This is a genomic window from Exiguobacterium sp. s124, assembly GCF_018617485.1.
Taxonomy (GTDB): Bacteria; Bacillota; Bacilli; order Exiguobacteriales; family Exiguobacteriaceae; genus Exiguobacterium; species Exiguobacterium aestuarii.
In genome coordinates this window covers 1-21,548 of sequence record NZ_JACSKH010000003.1, presented here as the reverse complement: position 1 = coordinate 21,548, position 21,548 = coordinate 1, and the positions used below count along the sequence as shown (strand labels likewise).

24 protein-coding genes are annotated in these 21,548 nt (G+C 46.2%); 16 read left to right on the top strand and 8 right to left on the bottom strand.

Going from position 1 to position 21,548, the window contains the following annotated elements:
• Position 1 precedes the first annotated feature (1 nt).
• From KNO85_RS12370 to KNO85_RS12335, 8 genes are all read left to right on the top strand, one after another.
• Positions 2–1,180 (top strand): RtcB family protein, encoded by a 1,179-nt coding sequence (locus KNO85_RS12370; RefSeq protein ID WP_214790509.1) that lies wholly within the window; start codon positions 2–4, stop codon positions 1,178–1,180.
• Between the two features lie 72 nt (positions 1,181–1,252).
• Positions 1,253–1,567, top strand: a complete 315-nt coding sequence (locus KNO85_RS12365) for a YfhH family protein (protein ID WP_214790507.1) — start codon at positions 1,253–1,255, stop codon at positions 1,565–1,567.
• A complete protein-coding gene (locus tag KNO85_RS12360) occupies positions 1,564–1,833 on the top strand; it encodes a YfhJ family protein (protein WP_214790505.1) in 270 nt (89 codons plus the stop codon). The genes KNO85_RS12365 and KNO85_RS12360 overlap by 4 nt, the downstream gene beginning before the upstream one ends.
• A 151-nt stretch (positions 1,834–1,984) precedes the next feature.
• Positions 1,985–2,524 carry a helix-turn-helix domain-containing protein gene (locus KNO85_RS12355; protein ID WP_214790503.1) on the top strand — a complete coding sequence of 180 codons (540 nt, stop codon included), beginning with the start codon at positions 1,985–1,987 and terminating at the stop codon, positions 2,522–2,524.
• Between the two features lie 21 nt (positions 2,525–2,545).
• Positions 2,546–3,652 carry an ABC transporter ATP-binding protein gene (locus tag KNO85_RS12350; protein WP_214790501.1) on the top strand — a complete coding sequence of 369 codons (1,107 nt, stop codon included), beginning with the start codon at positions 2,546–2,548 and terminating at the stop codon, positions 3,650–3,652.
• Entirely contained in the window at positions 3,639–4,460 is an 822-nt protein-coding gene (locus KNO85_RS12345) for an ABC transporter permease (protein WP_214790499.1), read from the top strand. Before KNO85_RS12350 ends, KNO85_RS12345 begins: the two co-directional genes overlap by 14 nt.
• The gene (locus tag KNO85_RS12340; protein ID WP_214790497.1) at positions 4,457–5,251 is read left to right on the top strand and encodes an ABC transporter permease; all 795 of its coding nucleotides are present in this window, start codon (positions 4,457–4,459) and stop codon (positions 5,249–5,251) included. The genes KNO85_RS12345 and KNO85_RS12340 overlap by 4 nt, the downstream gene beginning before the upstream one ends.
• Positions 5,248–6,318, top strand: a complete 1,071-nt coding sequence (locus tag KNO85_RS12335; protein WP_214790495.1) for an ABC transporter substrate-binding protein — start codon at positions 5,248–5,250, stop codon at positions 6,316–6,318. The genes KNO85_RS12340 and KNO85_RS12335 overlap by 4 nt, the downstream gene beginning before the upstream one ends.
• Positions 6,319–6,355: 37 nt before the next feature.
• Here KNO85_RS12335 and KNO85_RS12330 read toward each other — a convergent pair whose 3' ends face one another.
• From KNO85_RS12330 to adh, 3 genes are all read right to left on the bottom strand, one after another.
• A complete protein-coding gene (locus KNO85_RS12330) occupies positions 6,356–7,081 on the bottom strand; it encodes a nuclease-related domain-containing protein (protein WP_214790493.1) in 726 nt (241 codons plus the stop codon).
• A gap of 121 nt (positions 7,082–7,202) precedes the next feature.
• Positions 7,203–7,565 carry a DUF779 domain-containing protein gene (locus KNO85_RS12325; RefSeq protein ID WP_214790491.1) on the bottom strand — a complete coding sequence of 121 codons (363 nt, stop codon included), beginning with the start codon at positions 7,563–7,565 and terminating at the stop codon, positions 7,203–7,205.
• Between the two features lies 1 nt (position 7,566).
• Positions 7,567–9,087, bottom strand: a complete 1,521-nt coding sequence (adh, locus tag KNO85_RS12320) for an aldehyde dehydrogenase (RefSeq protein WP_214790489.1) — start codon at positions 9,085–9,087, stop codon at positions 7,567–7,569.
• Positions 9,088–9,310: 223 nt separating this feature from the next.
• Between adh and KNO85_RS12315 the strand changes: the two genes are divergently transcribed.
• Positions 9,311–9,844: a YceI family protein gene (locus KNO85_RS12315; protein ID WP_214790487.1), complete on the top strand. Its 534-nt coding sequence runs from the start codon at positions 9,311–9,313 to the stop codon at positions 9,842–9,844.
• A gap of 26 nt (positions 9,845–9,870) precedes the next feature.
• Here the strand turns inward: KNO85_RS12315 and KNO85_RS12310 are convergent, their stop codons facing one another.
• Complete coding sequence (locus KNO85_RS12310) at positions 9,871–10,854, bottom strand: metal-dependent hydrolase (RefSeq protein ID WP_026826711.1); 984 nt, start codon at positions 10,852–10,854, stop codon at positions 9,871–9,873.
• An 88-nt stretch (positions 10,855–10,942) separates the two neighbouring features.
• On the opposite strand from KNO85_RS12310, the gene mutY reads away from it, so the two are divergent.
• The 4 genes from mutY to KNO85_RS12290 all read left to right on the top strand — a co-directional run bounded on the left by mutY (position 10,943) and on the right by KNO85_RS12290 (position 14,810).
• Positions 10,943–11,977, top strand: a complete 1,035-nt coding sequence (mutY, locus tag KNO85_RS12305; RefSeq protein ID WP_214790485.1) for an A/G-specific adenine glycosylase — start codon at positions 10,943–10,945, stop codon at positions 11,975–11,977.
• Complete coding sequence (locus KNO85_RS12300; protein WP_214790484.1) at positions 11,964–12,389, top strand: hypothetical protein; 426 nt, start codon at positions 11,964–11,966, stop codon at positions 12,387–12,389. The genes mutY and KNO85_RS12300 overlap by 14 nt, the downstream gene beginning before the upstream one ends.
• Before the next feature lie 89 nt (positions 12,390–12,478).
• Positions 12,479–13,021 carry a nucleoside tri-diphosphate phosphatase gene (gene ntdP, locus KNO85_RS12295; protein ID WP_015880896.1) on the top strand — a complete coding sequence of 181 codons (543 nt, stop codon included), beginning with the start codon at positions 12,479–12,481 and terminating at the stop codon, positions 13,019–13,021.
• Positions 13,022–13,061: 40 nt separating this feature from the next.
• The gene (locus KNO85_RS12290) at positions 13,062–14,810 is read left to right on the top strand and encodes an ABC transporter ATP-binding protein (protein WP_214790482.1); all 1,749 of its coding nucleotides are present in this window, start codon (positions 13,062–13,064) and stop codon (positions 14,808–14,810) included.
• 33 nt (positions 14,811–14,843) lie between these two features.
• Here the strand turns inward: KNO85_RS12290 and KNO85_RS12285 are convergent, their stop codons facing one another.
• The 3 genes from KNO85_RS12285 to KNO85_RS12275 all read right to left on the bottom strand — a co-directional run bounded on the left by KNO85_RS12285 (position 14,844) and on the right by KNO85_RS12275 (position 17,942).
• Positions 14,844–15,239 carry a thiol-disulfide oxidoreductase DCC family protein gene (locus KNO85_RS12285; protein WP_214790480.1) on the bottom strand — a complete coding sequence of 132 codons (396 nt, stop codon included), beginning with the start codon at positions 15,237–15,239 and terminating at the stop codon, positions 14,844–14,846.
• A 53-nt stretch (positions 15,240–15,292) separates the two neighbouring features.
• The gene (locus KNO85_RS12280; RefSeq protein ID WP_214790478.1) at positions 15,293–16,525 is read right to left on the bottom strand and encodes an MFS transporter; all 1,233 of its coding nucleotides are present in this window, start codon (positions 16,523–16,525) and stop codon (positions 15,293–15,295) included.
• 118 nt (positions 16,526–16,643) lie between these two features.
• Positions 16,644–17,942: a glutamate-1-semialdehyde 2,1-aminomutase gene (locus KNO85_RS12275; RefSeq protein WP_214790476.1), complete on the bottom strand. Its 1,299-nt coding sequence runs from the start codon at positions 17,940–17,942 to the stop codon at positions 16,644–16,646.
• Positions 17,943–18,133: 191 nt separating this feature from the next.
• Between KNO85_RS12275 and perR the strand changes: the two genes are divergently transcribed.
• Entirely contained in the window at positions 18,134–18,565 is a 432-nt protein-coding gene (perR, locus tag KNO85_RS12270) for a peroxide-responsive transcriptional repressor PerR (protein ID WP_031421138.1), read from the top strand.
• Between the two features lie 38 nt (positions 18,566–18,603).
• Here the strand turns inward: perR and KNO85_RS12265 are convergent, their stop codons facing one another.
• Entirely contained in the window at positions 18,604–18,963 is a 360-nt protein-coding gene (locus tag KNO85_RS12265) for a YgzB family protein (RefSeq protein ID WP_251130699.1), read from the bottom strand.
• Between the two features lie 103 nt (positions 18,964–19,066).
• On the opposite strand from KNO85_RS12265, the gene KNO85_RS12260 reads away from it, so the two are divergent.
• Together KNO85_RS12260 and KNO85_RS12255 are read left to right on the top strand one after the other, a co-directional pair.
• Positions 19,067–20,005 (top strand): nucleotidyltransferase-like protein, encoded by a 939-nt coding sequence (locus tag KNO85_RS12260; RefSeq protein WP_251130698.1) that lies wholly within the window; start codon positions 19,067–19,069, stop codon positions 20,003–20,005.
• Between the two features lie 39 nt (positions 20,006–20,044).
• Positions 20,045–21,217 (top strand): substrate-binding domain-containing protein, encoded by a 1,173-nt coding sequence (locus tag KNO85_RS12255; RefSeq protein ID WP_214790472.1) that lies wholly within the window; start codon positions 20,045–20,047, stop codon positions 21,215–21,217.
• Positions 21,218–21,548: the final 331 nt, after the last annotated feature.

Below are 21,548 nucleotides of genomic sequence, written 5' to 3'. Positions count from 1 at the left end.
CATGGAAATCACGGGGGAATATAACCGCGCTAAAGTATTCAATGAACGCATCGATGACATGACGCGGAATCAGATTCAAACGCTACTTGACCAACCGTTCACACAAGGGGCATCGATTCGGATTATGCCGGATATGCACGCTGGGAAAGGGTCAGTCGTTGGAACGACGATGACGATTCACGATAAAGTCGTACCGAACTTAGTCGGCGTCGACTTAGGATGTGGGATGCTTTGTACTGAAATCAAAACAAAACGAATCGACTTTCAGCGACTCGATGACATGATCCGCGAACTCGTACCGAGCGGGATGAACATTCGCGAGGCGGTCCATCCGTACGCAAATGAACTTCCGCTTGAAGCAGTTCGAGCGCCATATAAACTCGACCGTGCCTTACGTTCGGTCGGGTCGCTTGGCTCTGGGAACCACTTTATTGAAGTGAACCGGGATGAAGAGGGGCGAACGTTTCTCGTCATCCATTCGGGTTCACGCCATCTCGGGGTACAGATTGCCGATCATTATCAAGAGCGAGCAATCCAACACATGATGGAAACAAAAGATGTAACAGAAGAAATCGAGCGGTTGAAAGCAGTTGGACGACAGCAGGAGATTTCGACTTATCTCGAGACGGAACGAGAAGCACGGAAACCTTTCCGGGATTTGGCTTATGTCGAAGGGGAGGACATGGATGATTATATGCATGACGTGCGAATCGCCCAACAGTATGCAGCGGCGAACCGCCGTGCGATGACAGATGTGATTGTGGAAGCGATGAAGTGGAACGTCATCGATCAATTTGACACTGTTCATAACTATATCGACCATGATGCGATGATTCTTCGAAAAGGAGCCATCTCGGCTCAACAAGGCGAACGTGTCATCATTCCGATGAACATGCGTGATGGTTCGCTCATCTGTACGGGGAAAGGGAATCCGGATTGGAACTTCTCCGGGCCTCACGGAGCGGGTCGAATGATGTCACGCTCAGCCGCACGGAAACGTGTCGATTTCAAGGAATTCAAACGTACGATGGAAGGTGTTTGGTCGACATCGGTTCGACCGTCGACGATTGACGAATCCCCATTCGTGTATAAGTCGATGAAAGAAATCGTCCGTTATATCGAACCGGCGGTCAGAATCGACCAAGTCATCAAACCGTTGTACAACTTTAAGGCGAACTGAGTGGAGTTTCACTCAGTCTCGCCTTTTTCTTTTTTTCACAAAATCTGATACGCTTACATCGAGGTGAACGAAATGGAGAAGCGGTTAAGTGACTTATCAAAATATGAGTTAGAGCAAGAGATTCAAGCGTTACATGAGAGAAAGCGAAAGGCTGAACAGATGGGCATGGTCAGCGAAATCGAAGTTGTCCTTCGACGGATCGCGATTGCTGAAAGCTATTTGGTCGACCCGACATCGTTTCGTCCAGGTGAAACATATGTCGTCAACTACAACAATCAACCGTTCCGCTTGAAATTCGTCAACGGCGTGATGGGATGGGGGACGTTTGAAGGGGATCTGACAGAACGGGCCATTCCGCTCTCTGAACTAACGGAGGTGAAGTCATGAATCGGAATGATCAGTATGAACGGCTAGCCGCCATTCTAAAAGAGAAGAATGATGTGTTAAACGATTCGGAAGCCATCACGTGGGTCGAGGTATTATGGGAAGATTTTGAGACGTCGCTCGCAAAAGCCGGGGAACCTTACCCTGGTGAGGCGAAAGCCTTTCAGTATGTGATTCAACAGATCGATGCATATGGTGCGCAGCTTCATTTGTTCCAAACGAAGAATGAAAAATTTCAACATTTGATGTCTAAACGAAACTTACATTGAATCACGTCCATAGGGCGTGATTTTTTTTATTGCAATTCTCATTCAGTTCGTTATAATGAAGGTCGCTAATAGTTTGCTTGTAAGTATAGTATAGATAAACTTTCTTTAGTTGAACTCATGTTTTACTAAACTAGAAGGAGGCGTTCAGTCGTTGGAAGTAGGTCAAAACATTAAGCGACTCCGGATTAAAAAAGGATTGACCCAAGAGGAGTTGGCAGAGCGTACGGATTTGAGTAAAGGATATATCTCTCAAATTGAACGTGATTTAAGCTCTCCTTCATTAGAGACGTTATTTGATTTGTTGAGCGTTCTTGGAAGTTCACCAAAAGAGTTCTTCGATGAAGACTTGAATCAAAAGGTCGTATACACCGTCGATGACCGCACCACGTATACGGATGAGGAACGAAAATATCGCACAGAATGGCTCATTCCGGAATCGAATGAGAAAGAGATGGAGCCAATTCTTGTCACGTTTTGCAAGAATGGAGAATTCAAACAATATGAACCTTCACGTGCGGAGACCTTGGTGTATGTCCTATCTGGAAAAGTGGCACTGAAGTTGGGTCATCATACGTATTTCGCTAAAGCAGGAGAAACGATGTATTATGTCGCCTCGGATTCGCACCAACTTGTCAATGATCATGATGACGAGAGTGAATGTCTTATCGTTGCGACTCATTCATATTTATAAGTCAATAGAGGAGGAAACAGCATGAATACAGAAACCATTATTCGCTTTGACCACGTCTCAAAGCGTTATGACGACACAGTCGTCTTAGAAGATATCAGTTTTGAGATTGAGCGTGGGAAGTTTTATACGCTTCTCGGTCCATCGGGATGTGGGAAGACGACAATCTTACGTCTTATCGCAGGATTTACAGACGCGACTGAAGGTGATATCCACTTCAGTGGGAAGCGAATCAACGATGTACCGGCCAACAAACGACAAGTGAACACCGTGTTTCAAGATTATGCGCTGTTTCCTCATTTGAACGTATTTGAAAATGTCGCGTTCGGTCTTCGGATTAAAAAGTTAAAAGAAGCAGAGATAAAATCAAAAGTAGAGCAAGCTCTCAAGTTCGTTAACTTAGAAGGATACGGTTCGCGCGAAATCGATGAGATGTCAGGTGGACAACGTCAACGTGTCGCCATCGCTCGCGCAATCGTGAACGAGCCAGAGGTCATCCTCCTTGATGAACCATTGTCTGCCCTAGATTTAAAACTTCGGACGGAGATGCAATACGAACTTCGTGAATTGCAACAACGTCTCGGCATCACCTTCATCTTCGTCACACACGACCAAGAAGAGGCGCTCGCGATGTCTGATGAGATTTTCGTTATGAACAACGGGAAAATTGTTCAGAGTGGGACACCGACTGATATTTACGATGAACCGATCAACCGTTTCGTCGCAGACTTCATCGGAGAGTCAAATATCGTACCTGGCGTCATGCCGGAAGACAACGTCGTCACGTTCGCTAATAAAACGTTCGAATGTGTCGACCAAGGATTCGATCGTAATGAAAAAGTCGAGGTCATCATTCGTCCAGAAGACTTGGAGATGACATCGGTCGACGCGGCAAAACTTGTCGTGGATGTCGATTCACAATTGTTCCGAGGCGTTCACTATGAGATTTGTTGTTATGACGAGGAAGGGAACGAATGGCTCGTTCACTCGACGAAGAAGTCGACAGTCGGATCAAAAATCGGATTGACGTTTGACGAAGAAGCGATTCATGTCATGCGATTAGGGGAGACGGAAGAAGAGTTTGACCGTCGTCTCGAATCCTATGAGGAGGTCTCTCATGAATCAAACTAACCAGACCGCAAAGACGGTATATTTGACGACATATTGGATTTGGATTGCCTTATTCGTCGTCGCACCACTTGTCCTTGTCGTCTATTACTCGTTTTTTGATATCGATGGGAACTTGAGCTTAGAGAACTATCAGACGTTCTTCTCTTCGACATACTTGTCGATGACGCTCTCGTCGTTTTGGTACGCGTTCCTCATTACGTTCTTCTCGCTACTCGTCGGATACCCGACAGCGTACTTGTTGACGAAGACGAAGCATAAACAGCTTTGGCTTTTACTCATCTTACTTCCGTCATGGATTAACTTGTTATTAAAAGCGTACGCGTTCCTTGGAATTTTCGGAACGTACGGCATCACGAATCAGTTCTTAGAAGCAATCGGGATTGGAACGAAACAGATTCTCTTTACAGACTTCAGTTTCGTCTTCGTATCCGTCTACATTTTCATCCCGTTCATGATTTTGCCGATCTACAACGCGATTGAAAAATTACCACCATCTCTCGTCTATGCATCACGAGACTTAGGTGCATCGAACTGGACGACGTTCCGACGTGTCGTCTTCCCGTTGACGCTTGACGGCGTCAAATCAGGGATTCAAATTGTCTTTATTCCGGCGTTGTCACTCTTCATGATCACACGCCTGATCGCAGGGAACCGTGTCATCACGCTCGGTACAGCGATTGAACAACAATTCCTTGTCACGCAAAACTGGGGGATGGGATCAACGATTGCCGTCTTCTTGATCTTGGCGATGGTTCTCGTCATGGTCATTACGCGTGACTGGGGTGCGAAAGGAGCGGTCCGTCGATGAAACGTAAACGATTCAAATTATCAAACCTGTACTTGGCGGCCGTATTCTTTATTCTTTACGCGCCAATCTTATATCTCGTCTTCTATTCGTTCAATAGTGGCGGGACGATGAGTAACTTCGAAGGCTTTACACTTGAATGGTACAAATCCCTCTTCACCGATACAAGACTCCTCGTCATCGTCTTGAACACGATTGTCATCGCGCTTTTATCAGCGACGATTTCGACCGTGCTCGGTGTCATCGGGGCGCTCGCGATTTACACGGCAAAACAAAAATATACAAAGACATCCCTCTTGTCGTTGAACAACGTCTTGATTGTCAGCCCAGACGTCATCATCGGGGCATCGTTTTTGATTCTCTTTACGATGCTCGGGATTCAGTTAGGCTTCTATTCGGTTCTCTTGTCACATATCGCCTTCTCGGTTCCGATTGTTGTCATCTTGGTGTTGCCGAAACTTCAAGAGATGAGCCCGACGTTGATTGATGCGTCGCGTGACTTAGGGGCAAGTACGTGGGATGTATTGACGAAAGTCATTCTTCCATATATCACACCAGGTGTGTTTGCCGGGTTCTTCACGGCACTCACGTATTCGTTAGATGATTTTGCCGTCACGTTCTTCGTGACAGGGAACGGATTTACAACGCTTGCAGTAGAAGTTTACTCGCGGGCACGACAAGGAATCTCGCTTGAAATCAATGCGTTGTCTGCGATTTTGTTCGTCTTCACTCTCATCCTTGTCATCGGATATTATGTGTTGGCGCAACGAGGGACAAAGGAGGTTAGACGATGAAAAAATTAATCATCATGCTGGCTGTCCCATTGATTGTCAGCTTCGGTCTCCTTCTTTGGATTCAGCAGCTAAATGCTGCGCAAGGATTTGGTGGCGACAATACGCTTGTCGTCTATAACTGGGGAGATTATATCGATGAGGACTTGATTGGTGAGTTCGAAGAACAGAGTGGATTGAAGGTCGTTTATCAAACATTCGATTCGAACGAAGCGATGCTCACGAAAATCGAGCAGGGGGGTACGGCGTTCGATGTTGCCGTCCCATCAGACTATGCGATTAGTAAGATGATTGAAGACGACTTATTGCTACCAATCGATTACGACAAACTTGAGAATTTTGATAATATCGACCCACGCTTCCTCGATAAATCGTTCGATCCGGGTAACAAATACTCGGTCCCTTACTTCTGGGGAACGGTCGGGATTGTTTATAATCCTGAACTAGTAGATGGTGAGATTACATCGTGGAACGACTTATGGGAGATGCCGCTTGAAAATGATATCCTCCTTGCGGACGGAACACGAGAAGTGATGGGCTTTGGTTTGAACTCGCTTGGCTATTCGCTCAATACGACGAACAAAGATGAGTTGATTGAAGCGGAACAAAAGCTAGAAACACTTTGGCCGAACATTAAAGCCATCGTCGGAGACGAGATTAAAATGTTGATGGCAAACCGTGAAGCGGCGGCAGCGGTCGTCTGGTCTGGGGACGCATCGGAAATCATGTATGAAAATGAAGAGCTGACGTATGTCATTCCGGAAGAAGGGACGAATCTTTGGTTCGATAACCTTGTCATTCCGAGTACCGCACAAAATGTGGACGGTGCACATCAGTTCATCGACTTCATGCTAGATGCTGAAATCGCGGCCCGTAATACGGATTATGTCGGCTATTCGACACCGAACGAAGCGGCACTCGAGTTTTTAGATGAGGAAGTGACGTCAGATGAACGTTTCTACCCATCTCGCGAAGTGACGCAAGAGCTCGAGGTGTATGAAAACTTAGGCAAGCGGATGAACGCTTACTATAACGAATTGTATTTACGCTTTAAAATGCAAAGTAAATGATGAAATATCCCGCGCTCATGATGGGCGCGGGATATTTTTATTGCTTGTAAGCCGATTCGATGTCTTCGATATGTTTCATCGTGACAGCCGGATCGACCTGTGTGAAGGATAATAGCGTTTCATATAGCTTCACTTGTGTATCTTGATCGAAGACGAAATCTTGATAAGTGGTCAGCTGTTTAGCCCATTGTTGCCGATTCAAAACGGGAACGTCTGGGGACTCAATTTGTTTGAGCGTCGAGCGATTGCTAAACACAATCCATGAATGGAGATGTGTTCGGTCCAGTCCAAGAACTTGCTCGATGGCTTTGAGGTGCAATTCATTTTGTTTGATTGGGTTGAAGAAGCGATGTTTTCTCCGACGGGGAAGTGTTTGCGTCCAATATTGGTCGCGCGCACGTCCGAAAATCCAGCCACTATAATTTTTGGATTCGATGACGTGGATTCCGGCTTGATTGATGAAGACGACATCAATTTCTGTTGTTCGATCTTTCTTAGACGGATGAGGCAAATATAAATTCGTCAAAATGAGCGGTTGAAAGAATGTTGACTCGATATCTGCCACACACAAGTATTCGCCATAAAGCCCTGTATCTTGAACGACTTTGATATATGGATGACGTGTCTGTTCATAATATTGACTTCTTTTATAGCGTTTGATTTTATAGACGAGTATGGCTGCAAGTAGGACGAAAATTGGCGCAAATACACTGATCAAGGTCACGAGAACGCTCTCTAAAAATTCAGTGAGTAGTGTAGTCATCGAATTCCTCCTTTTGTATTCACTATACATAAGAAAACAATCAAATATGTATATTTTTTACAATTGAGGATAATCGTTTTTTTTGAAATGAGAAAGGACCCACCGAAATGGATCCTCGTAATCATATTTCATGCTTTAGCGCTTCACGCTCTTCTTCTGTAAAGACTCGAGAACGTCCTAAAAATCGTTTCCCTTCAACACCTTCGAGGGAAAACATACCACCCCGACCATCGACCACATCGATAATCAGCTGTGTATGTTTCCAATAATCATATTGTTTCTCGTGGATATAGAACGGCGTGTCTCCGATTTCACCAAGGAGTAAATCGTGATCGCCCACCATGAACTCGTCTCGAGGAAAGCACATCGGTGAACTCCCGTCACAGCAACCTCCAGATTGATGAAATAGAAGCGGACCGTGCTTCGATTTTAGACGTTCGATCAGTTCGAGCGCGGCGGGGGTGGCCTCGACTCGTTTCACCATCTTAGAAGAACCCGAGCTTCTGTTCGCTGTAGCTGACGAGCATATTTTTCGTCCGTTGATAATGACCGAGCATCATTTTATGGTTCTCCCGACCAATCCCGGACATTTTGTAACCACCGAATGCAGCGTGTGCCGGATAAGAGTGGTAACAGTTAATCCAGACGCGACCCGCTTGGATTTCACGTCCGAAACGATACGCGCGGTTCATGTCTCGCGTCCACACGCCTGCACCAAGTCCGTAAAGTGTGTCGTTCGCGATGGCAAGTGCTTCCGCATCGTCTTTGAACGTTGTCACCGATAAGACCGGTCCAAAAATCTCTTCTTGGAAGATGCGCATCTTGTTGTGACCTTTAAAGATAGTTGGTTGAATGTAATAACCATCCGCTAGGTCTCCGTCTAACATGTTGCGTTCGCCACCGATTAAGCATTCTGCGCCTTCTTCTTTCCCGATTTCAAGATAAGAGAGGATTTTTTCCATTTGTTCGTTCGAAGCTTGTGCCCCCATCATGACGTCAGCATCGAGCGGGTTTCCAAGCTTGATCGCTTTGACGCGCTCGAGCACACGCTCCATAAATTTGTCGTAGATGGATTCTTGAATCAATGCACGAGACGGGCACGTACATACTTCCCCTTGGTTCAAGGCAAACATCACGAGGCCTTCGATTGCTTTGTCGAAGAAGTCATCATCGGCTTCCATAATGTCCGCGAAGAAGATGTTCGGTGATTTTCCACCGAGCTCGAGCGTGACCGGGATGATGTTTTGTGACGCGTACTGCATGATTAATCGGCCCGTCGTCGTCTCTCCCGTGAAAGCGACTTTATCGACACGGTCGCTCGATGCAAGAGGTTTACCCGCTTCAAGACCGAAACCGTTTACGATGTTGACGACACCTGGTGGCAATAAGTCTTCAATGAGTTCCATGAGGACCATGATTGAAGAAGGTGTTTGTTCAGCTGGTTTTAAAACGACACAGTTACCTGCTGCGAGTGCCGGAGCGAGTTTCCATACCGCCATCAAGATCGGGAAGTTCCACGGGATGATTTGAGCGACAACGCCGAGTGGTTCATGGAAATGATAGGCGACCGTATCGTTGTCGAGTTCACTGATACCGCCTTCTTGTGAACGGATCACACCGGCGAAGTACCGGAAGTGATCAATTGCGAGCGGAAGGTCAGCATTCAGTGTTTCTCGAACTGCCTTACCGTTTTCCCACGTTTCTGCGTACGCAAGCATCTCTAAATTTTCTTCCATGCGATCTGCAATTTTATTCAAGATGACAGAACGTTCCGCGACGGACGTTTTGCCCCAATCGTCTTTTGCTGCATGTGCAGCATCCAATGCGAGTTCAATATCCTCTTTCGTTGAGCGGGCGACTTCACATAATACTTTCCCATTTACAGGAGATGTGTTTTCAAAGTATTCCCCACCAGCCGGTGCGGTCCACTTTCCGTTAATGAAATTCTCGTAACGGTCCTTAAACTGTACTTTCGTTCCTGCTGAGTTCGGTACTTCATAAATCATGTTCGTTCCTCCCTTTTCATACGAGATAGAGGAGTTATGTATGCGCTTACATTTTTCGGTAAGCGAACGACTCCCTTTTTTCATCGTAACGGTATGTTGTGATAAAAGTCAAAATTTTTTGACAATAATTTGTCAATCTTTTGTAAAAACGTTTTGAAGTCAAGATTTGTGGTAATCAGTACATTGTGTACATCATTCAATTACGCATAAGGAGTGAATCAAGATGGCAAAGACATATCAAGTTGACCCAGCGCATAGTTCCATCACATTTACTGTCAAGCATATGATGATTTCAAAAGTGAAAGGTGAATTTAAAGAATTCGATATCGAAGCAAACGGTGATCCGAACGACTTGGCAAATGCGAGCGTAAAAGTGACGATTCAGGCGGCGTCCGTGGATACGAATAATTCAGATCGAGACAACCATCTCCGCTCAGGAGACTTCTTCAATGCGGAAGAATATCCACATATCGTGTTTCAATCGACATCATTCCACTCCAAAGGGGGCGGAGAGTTCGAATTGACAGGAGATTTAACGATTCGAGGAACGACTCGGGAAGAAACGTTCGAAGTGGAGTATGAGGGAAGCGCAAAAGATCCGTGGGGAAACATGAAGCATGCTTTCTCTGGAGAAGGCTCTCTCAACCGGGAAGATTACGGATTGACGTGGAACCAAGCGCTCGAAGCAGGGGGCGTCCTCGTCGACAAGAAAGTCAAATTCGAGTTCGAGCTTCAATTCACTGAATCCGAGGCATAAGAAAAGTCGCTCGTGAGAGCGACTTTTTATTGTTCATACACTAATTTTTTCTGAAGGCTGTCTTCGCTGAATACCCATCCAGTGAATGAAGACAAGACTTCATTCGACTGCTCGTCTACGATGACGACAGCGACGAACGGATACATATTTTTCGAGAAATACCGTAAGTTCGTGAAACGGTATTCAATCATTCCGTTATGGCGTGTCACGGTATACGTGTGAATTTTGGAAAACTCGAGGAACGCCTGTAAATCTGCATTTTTTCGAGCTTCGACGAAATGAAGGTCTTCTTCCCCTGGCATCGGTTTATCGCGGAAGCGACCACACTCGATGACTTTCCCTTTCTTCACTTTCACCGCTCCCAGCCCATCGCGGAAACGAACAGCGACGTGCCAGTCATCCCAACCGATTCCTGGTGAGATGAATAATTCGTGTGCACCAGCAAAGTGTCGTGCCACAGTGGCGAGCGCACGGTTACGCAATTTAAACTGAATTGCATAGTAACTAATGACAAGCGCAATAAGCAATGCAAAAATAGGGACAGTCGCACCGGTAATCATCCATAATGCATATGCACCGTAATAAGCGGAGAACAAGTACGGATCAAACGTTCCGATGACACCCCAGCCAATCCATTTCTTCGAAAACGGCTGTAGCGCTTGCGTCCCGTAAGCATTGAACAAGTCGACCGTGACATGTAACAAGACGGCGATTTGAGCCATTACCCATAGGGAGGCGGGATTGACGCCAAGAACCGTACCGATGACGGCGCTGACGATAATCGGCCAAGCAAGAAGCGCGGTGATTCCGTGTGAACGACCGCGATGCTGGCGTAAATACGTACTATTTCCTTTTAACTTAAAGACGGTGTCGAAGTCTGGTGCATGCGAGCCGACGAGAGCCGTGGCTGTCATGGCCAGAAACATCTGTGCATCACCTGACACCTCCGGGCTGAGCGTCGCGATGGCACTTAAACCAAGTCCCATACCAATGTGTGTCGCAGTATCCAATGTGCTTCAGCACCTCCATCAATAAACACAATATAACGTCATCTATTCTTATTTATCATACAATATTTTTAAAACGAGGGGAAACACAATGCTTAATCTTGATAAATTGTTCACAAATTATAATATTCATCAATTCAATGAGGAATTGGTTACATGGTTCAATCGTGAAAAACGTGATTTGCCTTGGCGTCATGCGAAAAATCCATATCGCGTTTGGGTGAGTGAGGTCATGTTACAACAGACGCGAGTCGATACCGTCATCCCTTATTACAATCGCTTTATGGAACGATTCCCGACGCTTGAGGCGCTCGCTTCTGCTGAAACAGACGAAGTCGTCAAATATTGGGAAGGGCTCGGTTATTATTCACGCATCCGAAACTTACATGAAGCGGTCAAAGAAGTCGCTTCCGTGTACGATGGGATTGTCCCAGAAGAAAAAGAACGATTTGAAAAATTAAAAGGAGTCGGTCCTTATACGACGGGAGCGGTGCTGTCGATCGCGTACAATCAACCGGAGCCAGCAGTCGATGGAAACGTCATGCGCGTGATGTCACGTCAATTTGGGATCTATGACGACATCGCTGTACCGAAGACGCGTAAACTGTTTGAACAGGTTGTTCGGCGCTTGATGGACCCGTGCCATGCGTCCGATTTTAATGAAGGCGTCATGGAGTTAGGGGCAACGGTCTGTACACCTAAAAATCCGATGTGCTCGCTCTGCCCGGTTCAAGACACCTGTTACGCATATGCCCATCACGTTCAAGATGAGCTGCCGGTCAAAACGAAAAAAGGGGCAGCACGTGTCGAAATGTATGATGCGTTATGCATCGAGAAAGACGGGAAAGTCGCCTATGAACAGCGACCGGACAAAGGATTACTTGCTGGGATGTGGCAATACCCGCTTACCGAACGAGGAACGGGGGAACAGGTAAACGGAACTTATCTCGGGCAAGTGAAACACGTCTTCTCCCATATCGTCTGGTATATCGATTTATATCGAGTCGATACGCTCCCGAACGATGATGTCATCTGGTTAGATGCTTCGGAGCGAGAAGTGAAGACGGTTTCTGTGGCCCAACAAAAACTAGAGCGATTGGCAGGTGGTGAAAGTGAGACGATTTGATGTAGAGTCGACATACGATACGACGGTCGATACGCTATGGGATTTATTACAGGATGCTTCGCTTTTGACGAAACTGACGAAGTTTCCTAAAGTACGTCTAGTAGGGGATGGTGCCTCGGTCGAAGGCAATGAAGTGAAGTTGTTCGTCGGAGTCGGTCCTATCGAGCTGCCTTGGAATAGTGCCATTACGATTTCAGGAAGACAGGCATTCTGCGATCAAGGGAAGAGGCTGCCGTTTCCGTTTAAACGGTTTACGCACGTGCACCGGGTCGAGTCACGTGACGGAAAAGCGGTGATGATTGACGAAGTGACGTTTGATAGCTATGTTCCGAACATACTCGTCGAATATTTCGTGCTTCGTCCAATGTTTCAGGAACGGGCACGAGCCTTCCAAAAAACACTAAATTCATGAAAATAAGAGATTTCCTTTTTCATTGGTTCTGAAAGTCGCTATAATTAAATATGAGAATTGTATAGCATCATAGCGGAAAGGAGGAGCTTATGAGCTTATTTCCCAAAGCAGGTAGCAAAATCGAGATACAGAGCTACAAGCACAACGGAACTTTGCATCGCGTTTGGGAAGAAACGCTCGTCCTTCAGTCGTCAAAAACGGATATGATCGGATTCAATGACCGCATCATGGTCAGCGAGTCAGACGGTCGGCAATGGAGAACGCGAGAGCCGGCAATTTGCTACTTTTCATCTGAGTATTGGTTCAATGTCATCTGTATGATTCGCGAAGACGGGATTTACTACTACTGTAATCTAGGTTCGCCGACTACATTTGATGGGGATGAACGTGCCATCAAATACATCGATTACGATTTGGACATCAAGGTGTTCCCGGATATGTCGTATACGATTTTAGATGAAGATGAATATGAGCGGCATCGTCGCGAGATGAATTATCCGAAAGCGATTGATCGAATCTTGAAGCAGAACGTGCAAGAGCTGATCAACTGGATTCGAGGACGGAAAGGGCCGTTCAACCCAACATTCGTCGATGAATGGTATCGCGAATACGAAGCACGTTATCGGAGATGATTCCTCATCTCCGCTTTTTTTTCTTAAAGAAGGAGGCACTATGGGTAGTATTAAACGTTATATGCAATTTGTTAAGCCGTATAAAAAACAAATTGCCCTAACGATTTTCGTCGGGATTTTAAAGTTTTCAATCCCGCTCGGATTACCGTTACTGTATAGATATGTCATCGATAATTATTTGGTAGAAGACGCGCCGAAACAGGACTACACGACGCTCGTCTGGCTGTTCAGCATCGTCTTCTTCATTTTCCTGGTCTTCAAGCCGCCGATTGAATACTTGCGTCAATATTTGGCACAGTGGGCCGCAACGCGTGTCTTGTTCGATGTGCGGAACCGATTGTTCGACCACGTCCAGAAGTTGTCACTTCGCTATTATTCAAATAATAAGACGGGGCAAATCATTTCTCGGATCATCAACGACGTGGAACAGACGAAAGACTTCGTCATCACCGGATTGATGAATATTTGGCTCGATATGATTACCATTTTCATCGCCATCGGGATCATGTATACGATTGACCCACAACTTACGCTGATTGCCGTTTTACCACTTCCGTTTTATGCGATCGCAGTCCGTTATTTCTATGGACGGTTGCGTCGTTTGACGCGCGAGCGGTCAGCGGCGCTTGCTGACCTTCAAGGTCATTTGACAGAGCGCGTGAACGGCATGGCGGTCATTCGGAGTTTTGCGTTAGAACCGTACGAAAACAAGGCGTTCGAACAACAGAACGGTGGATTCTTAAATGCGGCACTTAAACATACGAGTTGGAACGCCAAGACGTATGTCGTCGTATCGACGATCACCGATATCGCACCGATTCTGATCTTCACGACGGCATCATGGCTCGTCCTTCAAGGACCTGTAACGATCGGTACGCTCGTTGCGTTCATCGCTTATATCGATCGTCTTTACGCACCGCTCGGTCGTCTCGTCAACTCAGCGACGACACTCACGCAGTCGGTCGCTTCGATGGACCGTGTCTTTGAGTTTTTGGATGAGACGTATGATATCGAGGAGAAACCGAACGGATTCGTTCCATTATCGACAGCGGGTAAAATCGACCTTGAGCATGTGAGTTTTTCTTATGAACAGGATGGGACACGAGCGTTGAACGACGTGAACCTTCAAATCCGCTCCGGGGAACGCGTGGCGTTCGTCGGGATGTCCGGTGGTGGAAAGTCGACACTCGTCAGCTTGATTCCACGTTTCTATGACGTGACGGATGGAAGCATCAAAATCGACGGGGTCGATGTGCGCGATTTCAAATTACGTGCACTTCGTGATCAAATCGGAATGGTGATGCAGGACTCGGTCCTCTTCAGTGAATCGGTCGCGATGAACATCCGCATGGGGAAACCGGATGCGACGGACGAAGAAGTCATTGCAGCGGCGAAAGCGGCAAACGCCCATGAATTTATTTCAAAACTGCAAGACGGATATGCGACGCCGGTCGGGGAGAAGGGTGTCAAACTATCTGGAGGACAAAAGCAACGACTCGCGATTGCGCGTGTGTTCTTAAAAAATCCTCCGATTCTGATTTTAGATGAAGCGACGAGTGCGCTTGATTTAGAGAGTGAAGCGATGATTCAAGACTCGCTTGCTCGTCTGACGAAGGGGCGGACGACGTTAATCGTTGCCCATCGCTTGTCGACCATCACCGACGCCGATCAAATCGTTGTCGTCGATAACGGTCAAATCATGGAGACGGGGACGCACGAAGAACTGATGCGTCGTCGTGGAGCGTATTACGACCTGTATATGATTCAAGATTTAGCTGTAGTGGAATAACGAAAAAGTCGAGTCCTTGTGGGCTCGACTTTTTTAGCGGTCTAAAAATCGTCTACGAACATCCGGGGAAGGGAGCGTGCACACTTCCTTTTTCCCGAATAGACGCGTCCGATGTTTGGCGAAGAGATCATAGCCGCGATCACGAATCAGTTTAGGTACGAATCGAATGAACCGGAGCAGGCGCCAACGGCCATCAAGGTGCTCGGCAATCCGAATCGCTGCATCTGATTTCAAGTAAGGAACACCTTCTTCAATGTAGACGATACTGTCGACTGATTCTGGAATCCGGTGTCGTGTTCTATACAACTGCCCGACCTCGCTTTGAAGTGATGCGAAGTGGATCGAGGCATGTCGGTCATGACGAATAATGAACTGGACACTGGCGTCGCAGAAGTTACAGTCTCCATCGAATAACACAATCGCAGGCAAGTGCTTCGCCTCCTTCATCGTACTGTTTTACCGTTTTGTCTTCATGGTAAACCTCAAGCCGCAAGTTGGCGAGCTGCTTGCATCTTGTAGAGAGAAACATAATACAAATATGCACCAAGTGCCCCGAAGATAAAGATATACCCACTCATCAAGACAGGACCGATGAAAGCACCGACGACAATACCGGCTGCTGCCACGAGTTTGGCTCCATGGAACGTCAGTCCACCGAACGCGAGATACGAAGCACGCCGCTCAGGATCGAGCAAATCGACTTGTTTCACTTGTCGAATCGGAGAGTAGAGAAGTTCACCAATCGTAAAGACAATCGCGAGCGCGGCGAGAACGATAAATGAGTTCATCGATGTGATGGCGGCATAAGCCGTCACGTATAACGATAATCCGACGAAAAAGACGGCCTTCTCTTTAAACCGCTTGACGAATGCGGTGACGGCGAACGTGATGGCAACGACGAGCAATGTGTTTTCAAGTTGCATAAACGCCATCATGCGAACACCATCAAATGGTATTCTGAGAATTTGTCGACTTTCAAATGACTCGGCTAAATGGACACCGATGTAATTCGCCATATGGAACTCGGTCGAAAAGACGAGCATACTTCCGAGGACGAACGTGATCCAACGACGATCGCGCAACGCAATTTTATAGTTTTCGATGACTCCGTGAATCGGGTTTGATGGAGTTGAGCGGTTACCCTTATACGTATCGACCAAATAGCGTTGAAGTACGATAGTTGTAATCGTGAGCACGATTGTCATACCGATAAAGAGGCCGAACCGATGATCTCGATAAAAGGCACCCCCAAGCATGACACCTCCGGCAATCGCCAAATTGACGAGCCAATAGTCATACACATAGATGGCTTTTCGATTCGACTCTTCCATCGAATCGATGACGATGGCTTCGAGTGCCGGATAGTTCAAACCGTTCGACACAGCGTGGCCGAAGTAAAGGATGGCAACGACGAGTGCCCAGTTGTTCGATGGGTGAATGGCAACAGTCATGCCAAGGAAGCAGATGATTTGAATCACCTGACCAATTTGTAAGACAACCTTCCGATTGAACCGATCGGAAAAGTACCCACCAAATAGACCGGTCAAGTAACCGACGATCACGAATGAGGTCATGATGATTCCAGCGGGCACTTTCCCAAGTTCTTCTGAAAAATAGAGCGCCATGAATGGGAAGATGGCGGAGCCGACGATCCGAATGCAAAATCCGCAAATAAGCCTTAAGCGGACGTTTAATGGAAAATCCTTAAATTTCATAATGTGAGCACCTCCTTGGTTCTACTGTAATGGGGGACGGTGCAAGATAAAAAGAGACACTTTTGATGAAGATGTCCCCTTTTAGACAATAAAAAAGAGATGCTCGCGCATCTCATTCTCACAGTTGGGCAAACGAGCGATTGACCGCTTCGATTGTCTCGTCGATATCTTGTTCGGTATGCTCTGTTGTCAGGAACCAAGCCTCATATTTCGATGGAGCCAGGTTCACACCGTTTTCAAGCATCAACTTGAAGAATCGTCCGAATGTCTCACCATCCGATTTTTCTGCACCATCGTAATCAGTGACGATTTCATCCGTGAAGTAAACGGTGAGTGCACCCTTCAAGCGGTTGATTGTGATCGTCACGTCATGTTTCTCTGCCGCTTCACGAATTCCTGCCTCAAGTCGTGCACCGAGCGTATCTAATTTTTCATAAACGCCAGGTTGCTCGAGTACTTCGAGACAAGCGATTCCTGTCGCCATCGAGGCAGGGTTTCCAGCCATTGTGCCTGCTTGATACGCAGGTCCGAGTGGTGCGACCGTCTCCATGATTTCAGCTTTTCCGCCATAAGCGCCGATTGGTAGACCACCACCGATAATCTTTCCGAGTGCCGTCATATCCGGTTCGATGCCATACACTTGCTGTGCACTTCCGTATGTGAAGCGGAATGCAGTGATGACTTCATCATAGATGACGAGAGCGCCATGTTCATGCGTGATGTCATTGACGGCCTGAAGGAAGCCTGGCTTCGGTTCTACAATCCCGAAGTTCCCGACAATCGGTTCGACGAGGACGCATGCGACCTGGTCTCCCCATTCTTTCATCATCTCACGGTACGCTTCGACGTCGTTGAACGGGACGGTGATGACTTCTTTAGCTGTGGCTTTTGTCACACCTGCCGAGTCAGGAGAACCGAGTGTTGCCGGACCACTACCTGCTGCAATCAGCATGAGATCCGAATGTCCATGGTAACAGCCACTGAATTTCACGACGAGTTCACGACCGGTGTAAGCACGGGCGACTCGGACTGTCGTCATAACAGCTTCCGTTCCGGAGTTGGTGAAGCGTACTTTATCCATAGAAGGAATAGCTTGTTTTAATTTCTTCGCAAACTCGACTTCAAGGCGGTGGGGTGTCCCGTAAAGTAAGCCTTTAGAAGAAGCGTTCATGAGTGCTTCATGAATGTGAGGGTGGGCATGGCCGGTAATGATTGGGCCGTATGCCGCCAAATAATCGATGTAGCGATTGCCGTCTACATCATAGAAATAGGCACCTTCGCCACGTTCCATATAAACAGGAGCGCCGCCGCCGACCGCTTTGAATGAGCGAGATGGGCTGTTGACACCTCCGACGATGTGAGTGATTGCATCTTGATATAATGCATCGGATGACTGACGATTTGATGAAGTAGTCATATGTATTGCCTCCTTATTCAAATTCGCACTTATTGTATCATAGCCGTCAACCGCATAAGCTCAGTGTTTGACGAGTAGTTGAGAAATCAGTACACTATTTATAAAGATTACTATGTAAGAAATAAGTTAATGTTCAAAACTATTTCGCATGAATTTTATAGAAGAAATGAGGGATTGACGTGGGAAGCGAAATGCTTGACCATGCTGTTCAGTCGCTCCGGGAACATGGAGTCAGAATGACGCCTCAGCGCCAGGCCATTTTGGAGTACCTCGTCACGGAGCATAGTCACCCAACAGCGGATGACATTTATAAGGCACTTGCCGCACGGTTTCCAAACATGAGTGTGGCTACTGTATACAACAACTTGCGCGTCTTTAAAGAAGTAGGGCTTGTTCAAGAGATGAATTACGGAGACGCCTCAAGTCGCTTTGACTTTGTGACGTCGAAGCACTATCACATCATTTGTGACACGTGTGGAAAAGTTGTCGACTTCAACTACCCGGTATTAGATGAAATCGAATCGGTTGCATCTCAATTGACTGGATTCAAAGTTGATCGTCACCGTCTTGAAGTGTATGGAACGTGCCCATCTTGCCAATCTGAACAATCGCAGACACATTAAAAACCACATCCGAGCTCTCGGATGTGGTTTTTAATGTGTCAGTCGGTTTGTTGTGACTGATGTTTGTTGTATTTTTCATCGAACTCTTTACCTTCGAGTGAGCGGTCAATCGTTAGTGGTTCGTCACAATGCATACATAAGTCGACGCGCCCGAGCATCTTCGTTTCTTTTTCGCAGTTCGGGCAGGTCACGATAATCGCTTTCGTAGATGCCATACCTACAATGAAGTAAAGGGCAGAGCTTGCGAGTACCATAACAAATCCTAGAAGCATGAAGATGATCATCAGCCACGTGATGGATTTTGCGAGAAGTCCGAGATACATGACGCCGATCCCGCCGAAGATTAAGAGTAATGCTATATTACGTGCGCGGTTGATTTTGTTCCCCCGTTTTTTCATGAGTGAATCCCTCCAATAGTCTGTCTCTATCATAGCTCATCTTCAAACGAGTGAGAAGTTCCTGCACTTTTTCGGCAGGAGTTTTTTGAAAAGAGGGCGAATCTTGTTCGTATCGAAAATGACAATCGTCATATATAGTCAACTTACGATTGGGAGAGAAGGGGTCCAGATGACGATGGAATATGCGACTCGCACTATTTATTCAGAATATGCTGCACTAAAAACGACACTCGGTATTATTGAAGTGAAGAAGAAACGAGCACGTGATCCGTTGACGGATCAATCAGACCGTCTGCTCATTGTAATTGAAGCGAGACAGGAACCGTTTTGGACGGTGAAGCATTATCAGGTTGGTCAAGAAAGAATCGTCTTGCACGTCGTGAGTGATTCGATGATGGACAGATGGATTGTTTTAAATGAGAACCGACGCGCCATTCATTGGATTGAGGATGGGATTGTTCTATTTGAGCGGAATGAATACATCTTAGAATTACGACAACGGAATCGTAATTTGACGAATAGAGAGCAACGCCTGCAATTATCACTTTCATTTGCGAAACTATTGCGCCGTTTTGAAGATGGTCGGTATTTATTTTTAGAAGGGGAATTCCAAGACGCCTTTACCCAGATTCACCATGCGCTTACACACTTGGCGCGGCTATCGATTCTTGAAGCGGGGATTCATCCTGAAATCGTGATGTGGGAACAAGTTCGGGCAATCGACCTTGAGATTTATAAGTTGCATGAAGAACTGGTTGGAGGACAGGAGACGCTCGAACAACGGATCCACCTTGTTGTGATTGGAATGGAACACTTGATTCAATCAAAAGTATTGCCGGGAACACTTTTGTTACTTCAGACGATGCAGGAGAAAGATGGGGCTTGGACATTCTCGGAGTTGATGGATCATCCAAACTTAAATGAACTTCGCGTCGACCTCGGAAGTATCATCGGATTTTTAGTGAAAAAAGGATATGTTCGTACGGTTACGAGACCGACAAAGGGAGTTGGAGTAGAAGCAGTACTTTATGAGATTGCCTAATTGCCCGTATGTAAGCATGATGAGGAGACGATACGTCGCATGAAATTTTTGAAGTTTAGCATCGGAACGATTTTCATTTTATTTGTCACGTTTGTGATTTCCGTCGTTGTCGCTCTCTTTACGATGGGAGAACCAATCACGCAAGGACGCCCCATTCTTTGGACGATTTGGTATATAGCGGCTTTGTTGATTGTATGTATGGGGCTTTATGATTTTTCGCCTCTCTCAAATCGGAAAGTGAAACGGATACTTGGTTTGGGAGCTTTGTCAGGCGTGATGGTATTCGCTTCTGTCAAAGGGTACTACATGTATCAGGATTACTTAAAAATTGAAGAGCGTGGTGTAGAGTTGATCGATTATCAGCCATTTACAAATTCGGAGCGATTGGCAAAATTGAATCATCAAACATCGGTTTCGTTCGTAAATGGTGTGCCGCGATTGGACGGCGCGACAGCCCTCTATCCAATGTATGCTTCATTTGTAGAAGCGGTATATCCGAACTCCGGAACATATGACCCATATAATGATCAGGCGAGTAAAGTCGTCTCGACGACAACGCCAGAAGCGTACAGTCGATTGATGAATGATCAAACTGACTTGATTTTTGTAGCGGGTCCGTCCGATCGTCAATTGCAAGTCGCAAAGCAAAAGGACGTATCTCTACATATGACACCGATTGGTAGAGAAGCATTTGTTTTCTTCGTTCATGAAGATAATCCGATCGAGTCTTTGACGATGGAACAAGTCCGTGGAATTTATGCGGGGGACATTCGCAATTGGCAAGAGGTCGGTGGTCACTCTGAAACCATTCGTGCTTTTCAACGACCAGAAGATAGCGGTAGTCAAACGGCATTGCAAAAGATGATGGGTGAACGAAAACTGATGGAGGCGCCAGTCGAAGATGTCCCTGAAGGAATGGGCGGAATCATTAAACAAACTTCATCGTATCGAAACCATAAAAATGCAATTGGATTCTCATTCCGATACTATGCGACAGAAATGGTCAATGATTATAAGATCAAGTTACTTCGTATAGAAGGAATCGAACCGACCGTTGAAACGATTCAAGATGGATCATATCCATTGACCTCTGAATTCTACGCGGTCACGACTAAAGAAAAAGCAGAACAATTTGCTGAATTTCTAGAATGGCTAGGAAGCGAGGATGGGCAGACTTTGGTCGAAAAGACCGGTTACGTCCGTCTCAAATAAATTAGGTGATAGAGGTCTACTTTTCGTCATATAAACGGAAAGTAGATCTTTTTTTAAATTTTATCGTTTTTTGTATTGACGAAGTGGTAAATAGAGCTTATAGTTATAAACGTTGTCACAGCAAAAGATTATTTCAGAAAAGCAATTTGTGAAAAAAGTTGTTGACGGAAATGGTTGAAACGTGATAGATTAATGAAGTCGCCAAGAGCGACAGACGAACTTTGAAAACTGAACGATGAGGCAAAAAAAGTTTTACAATTTTTGAATGAAGCGCAAGCTTCGTCAATTTAAGAGCTATATCAAATTCTTTGGAGAGTTTGATCCTGGCTCA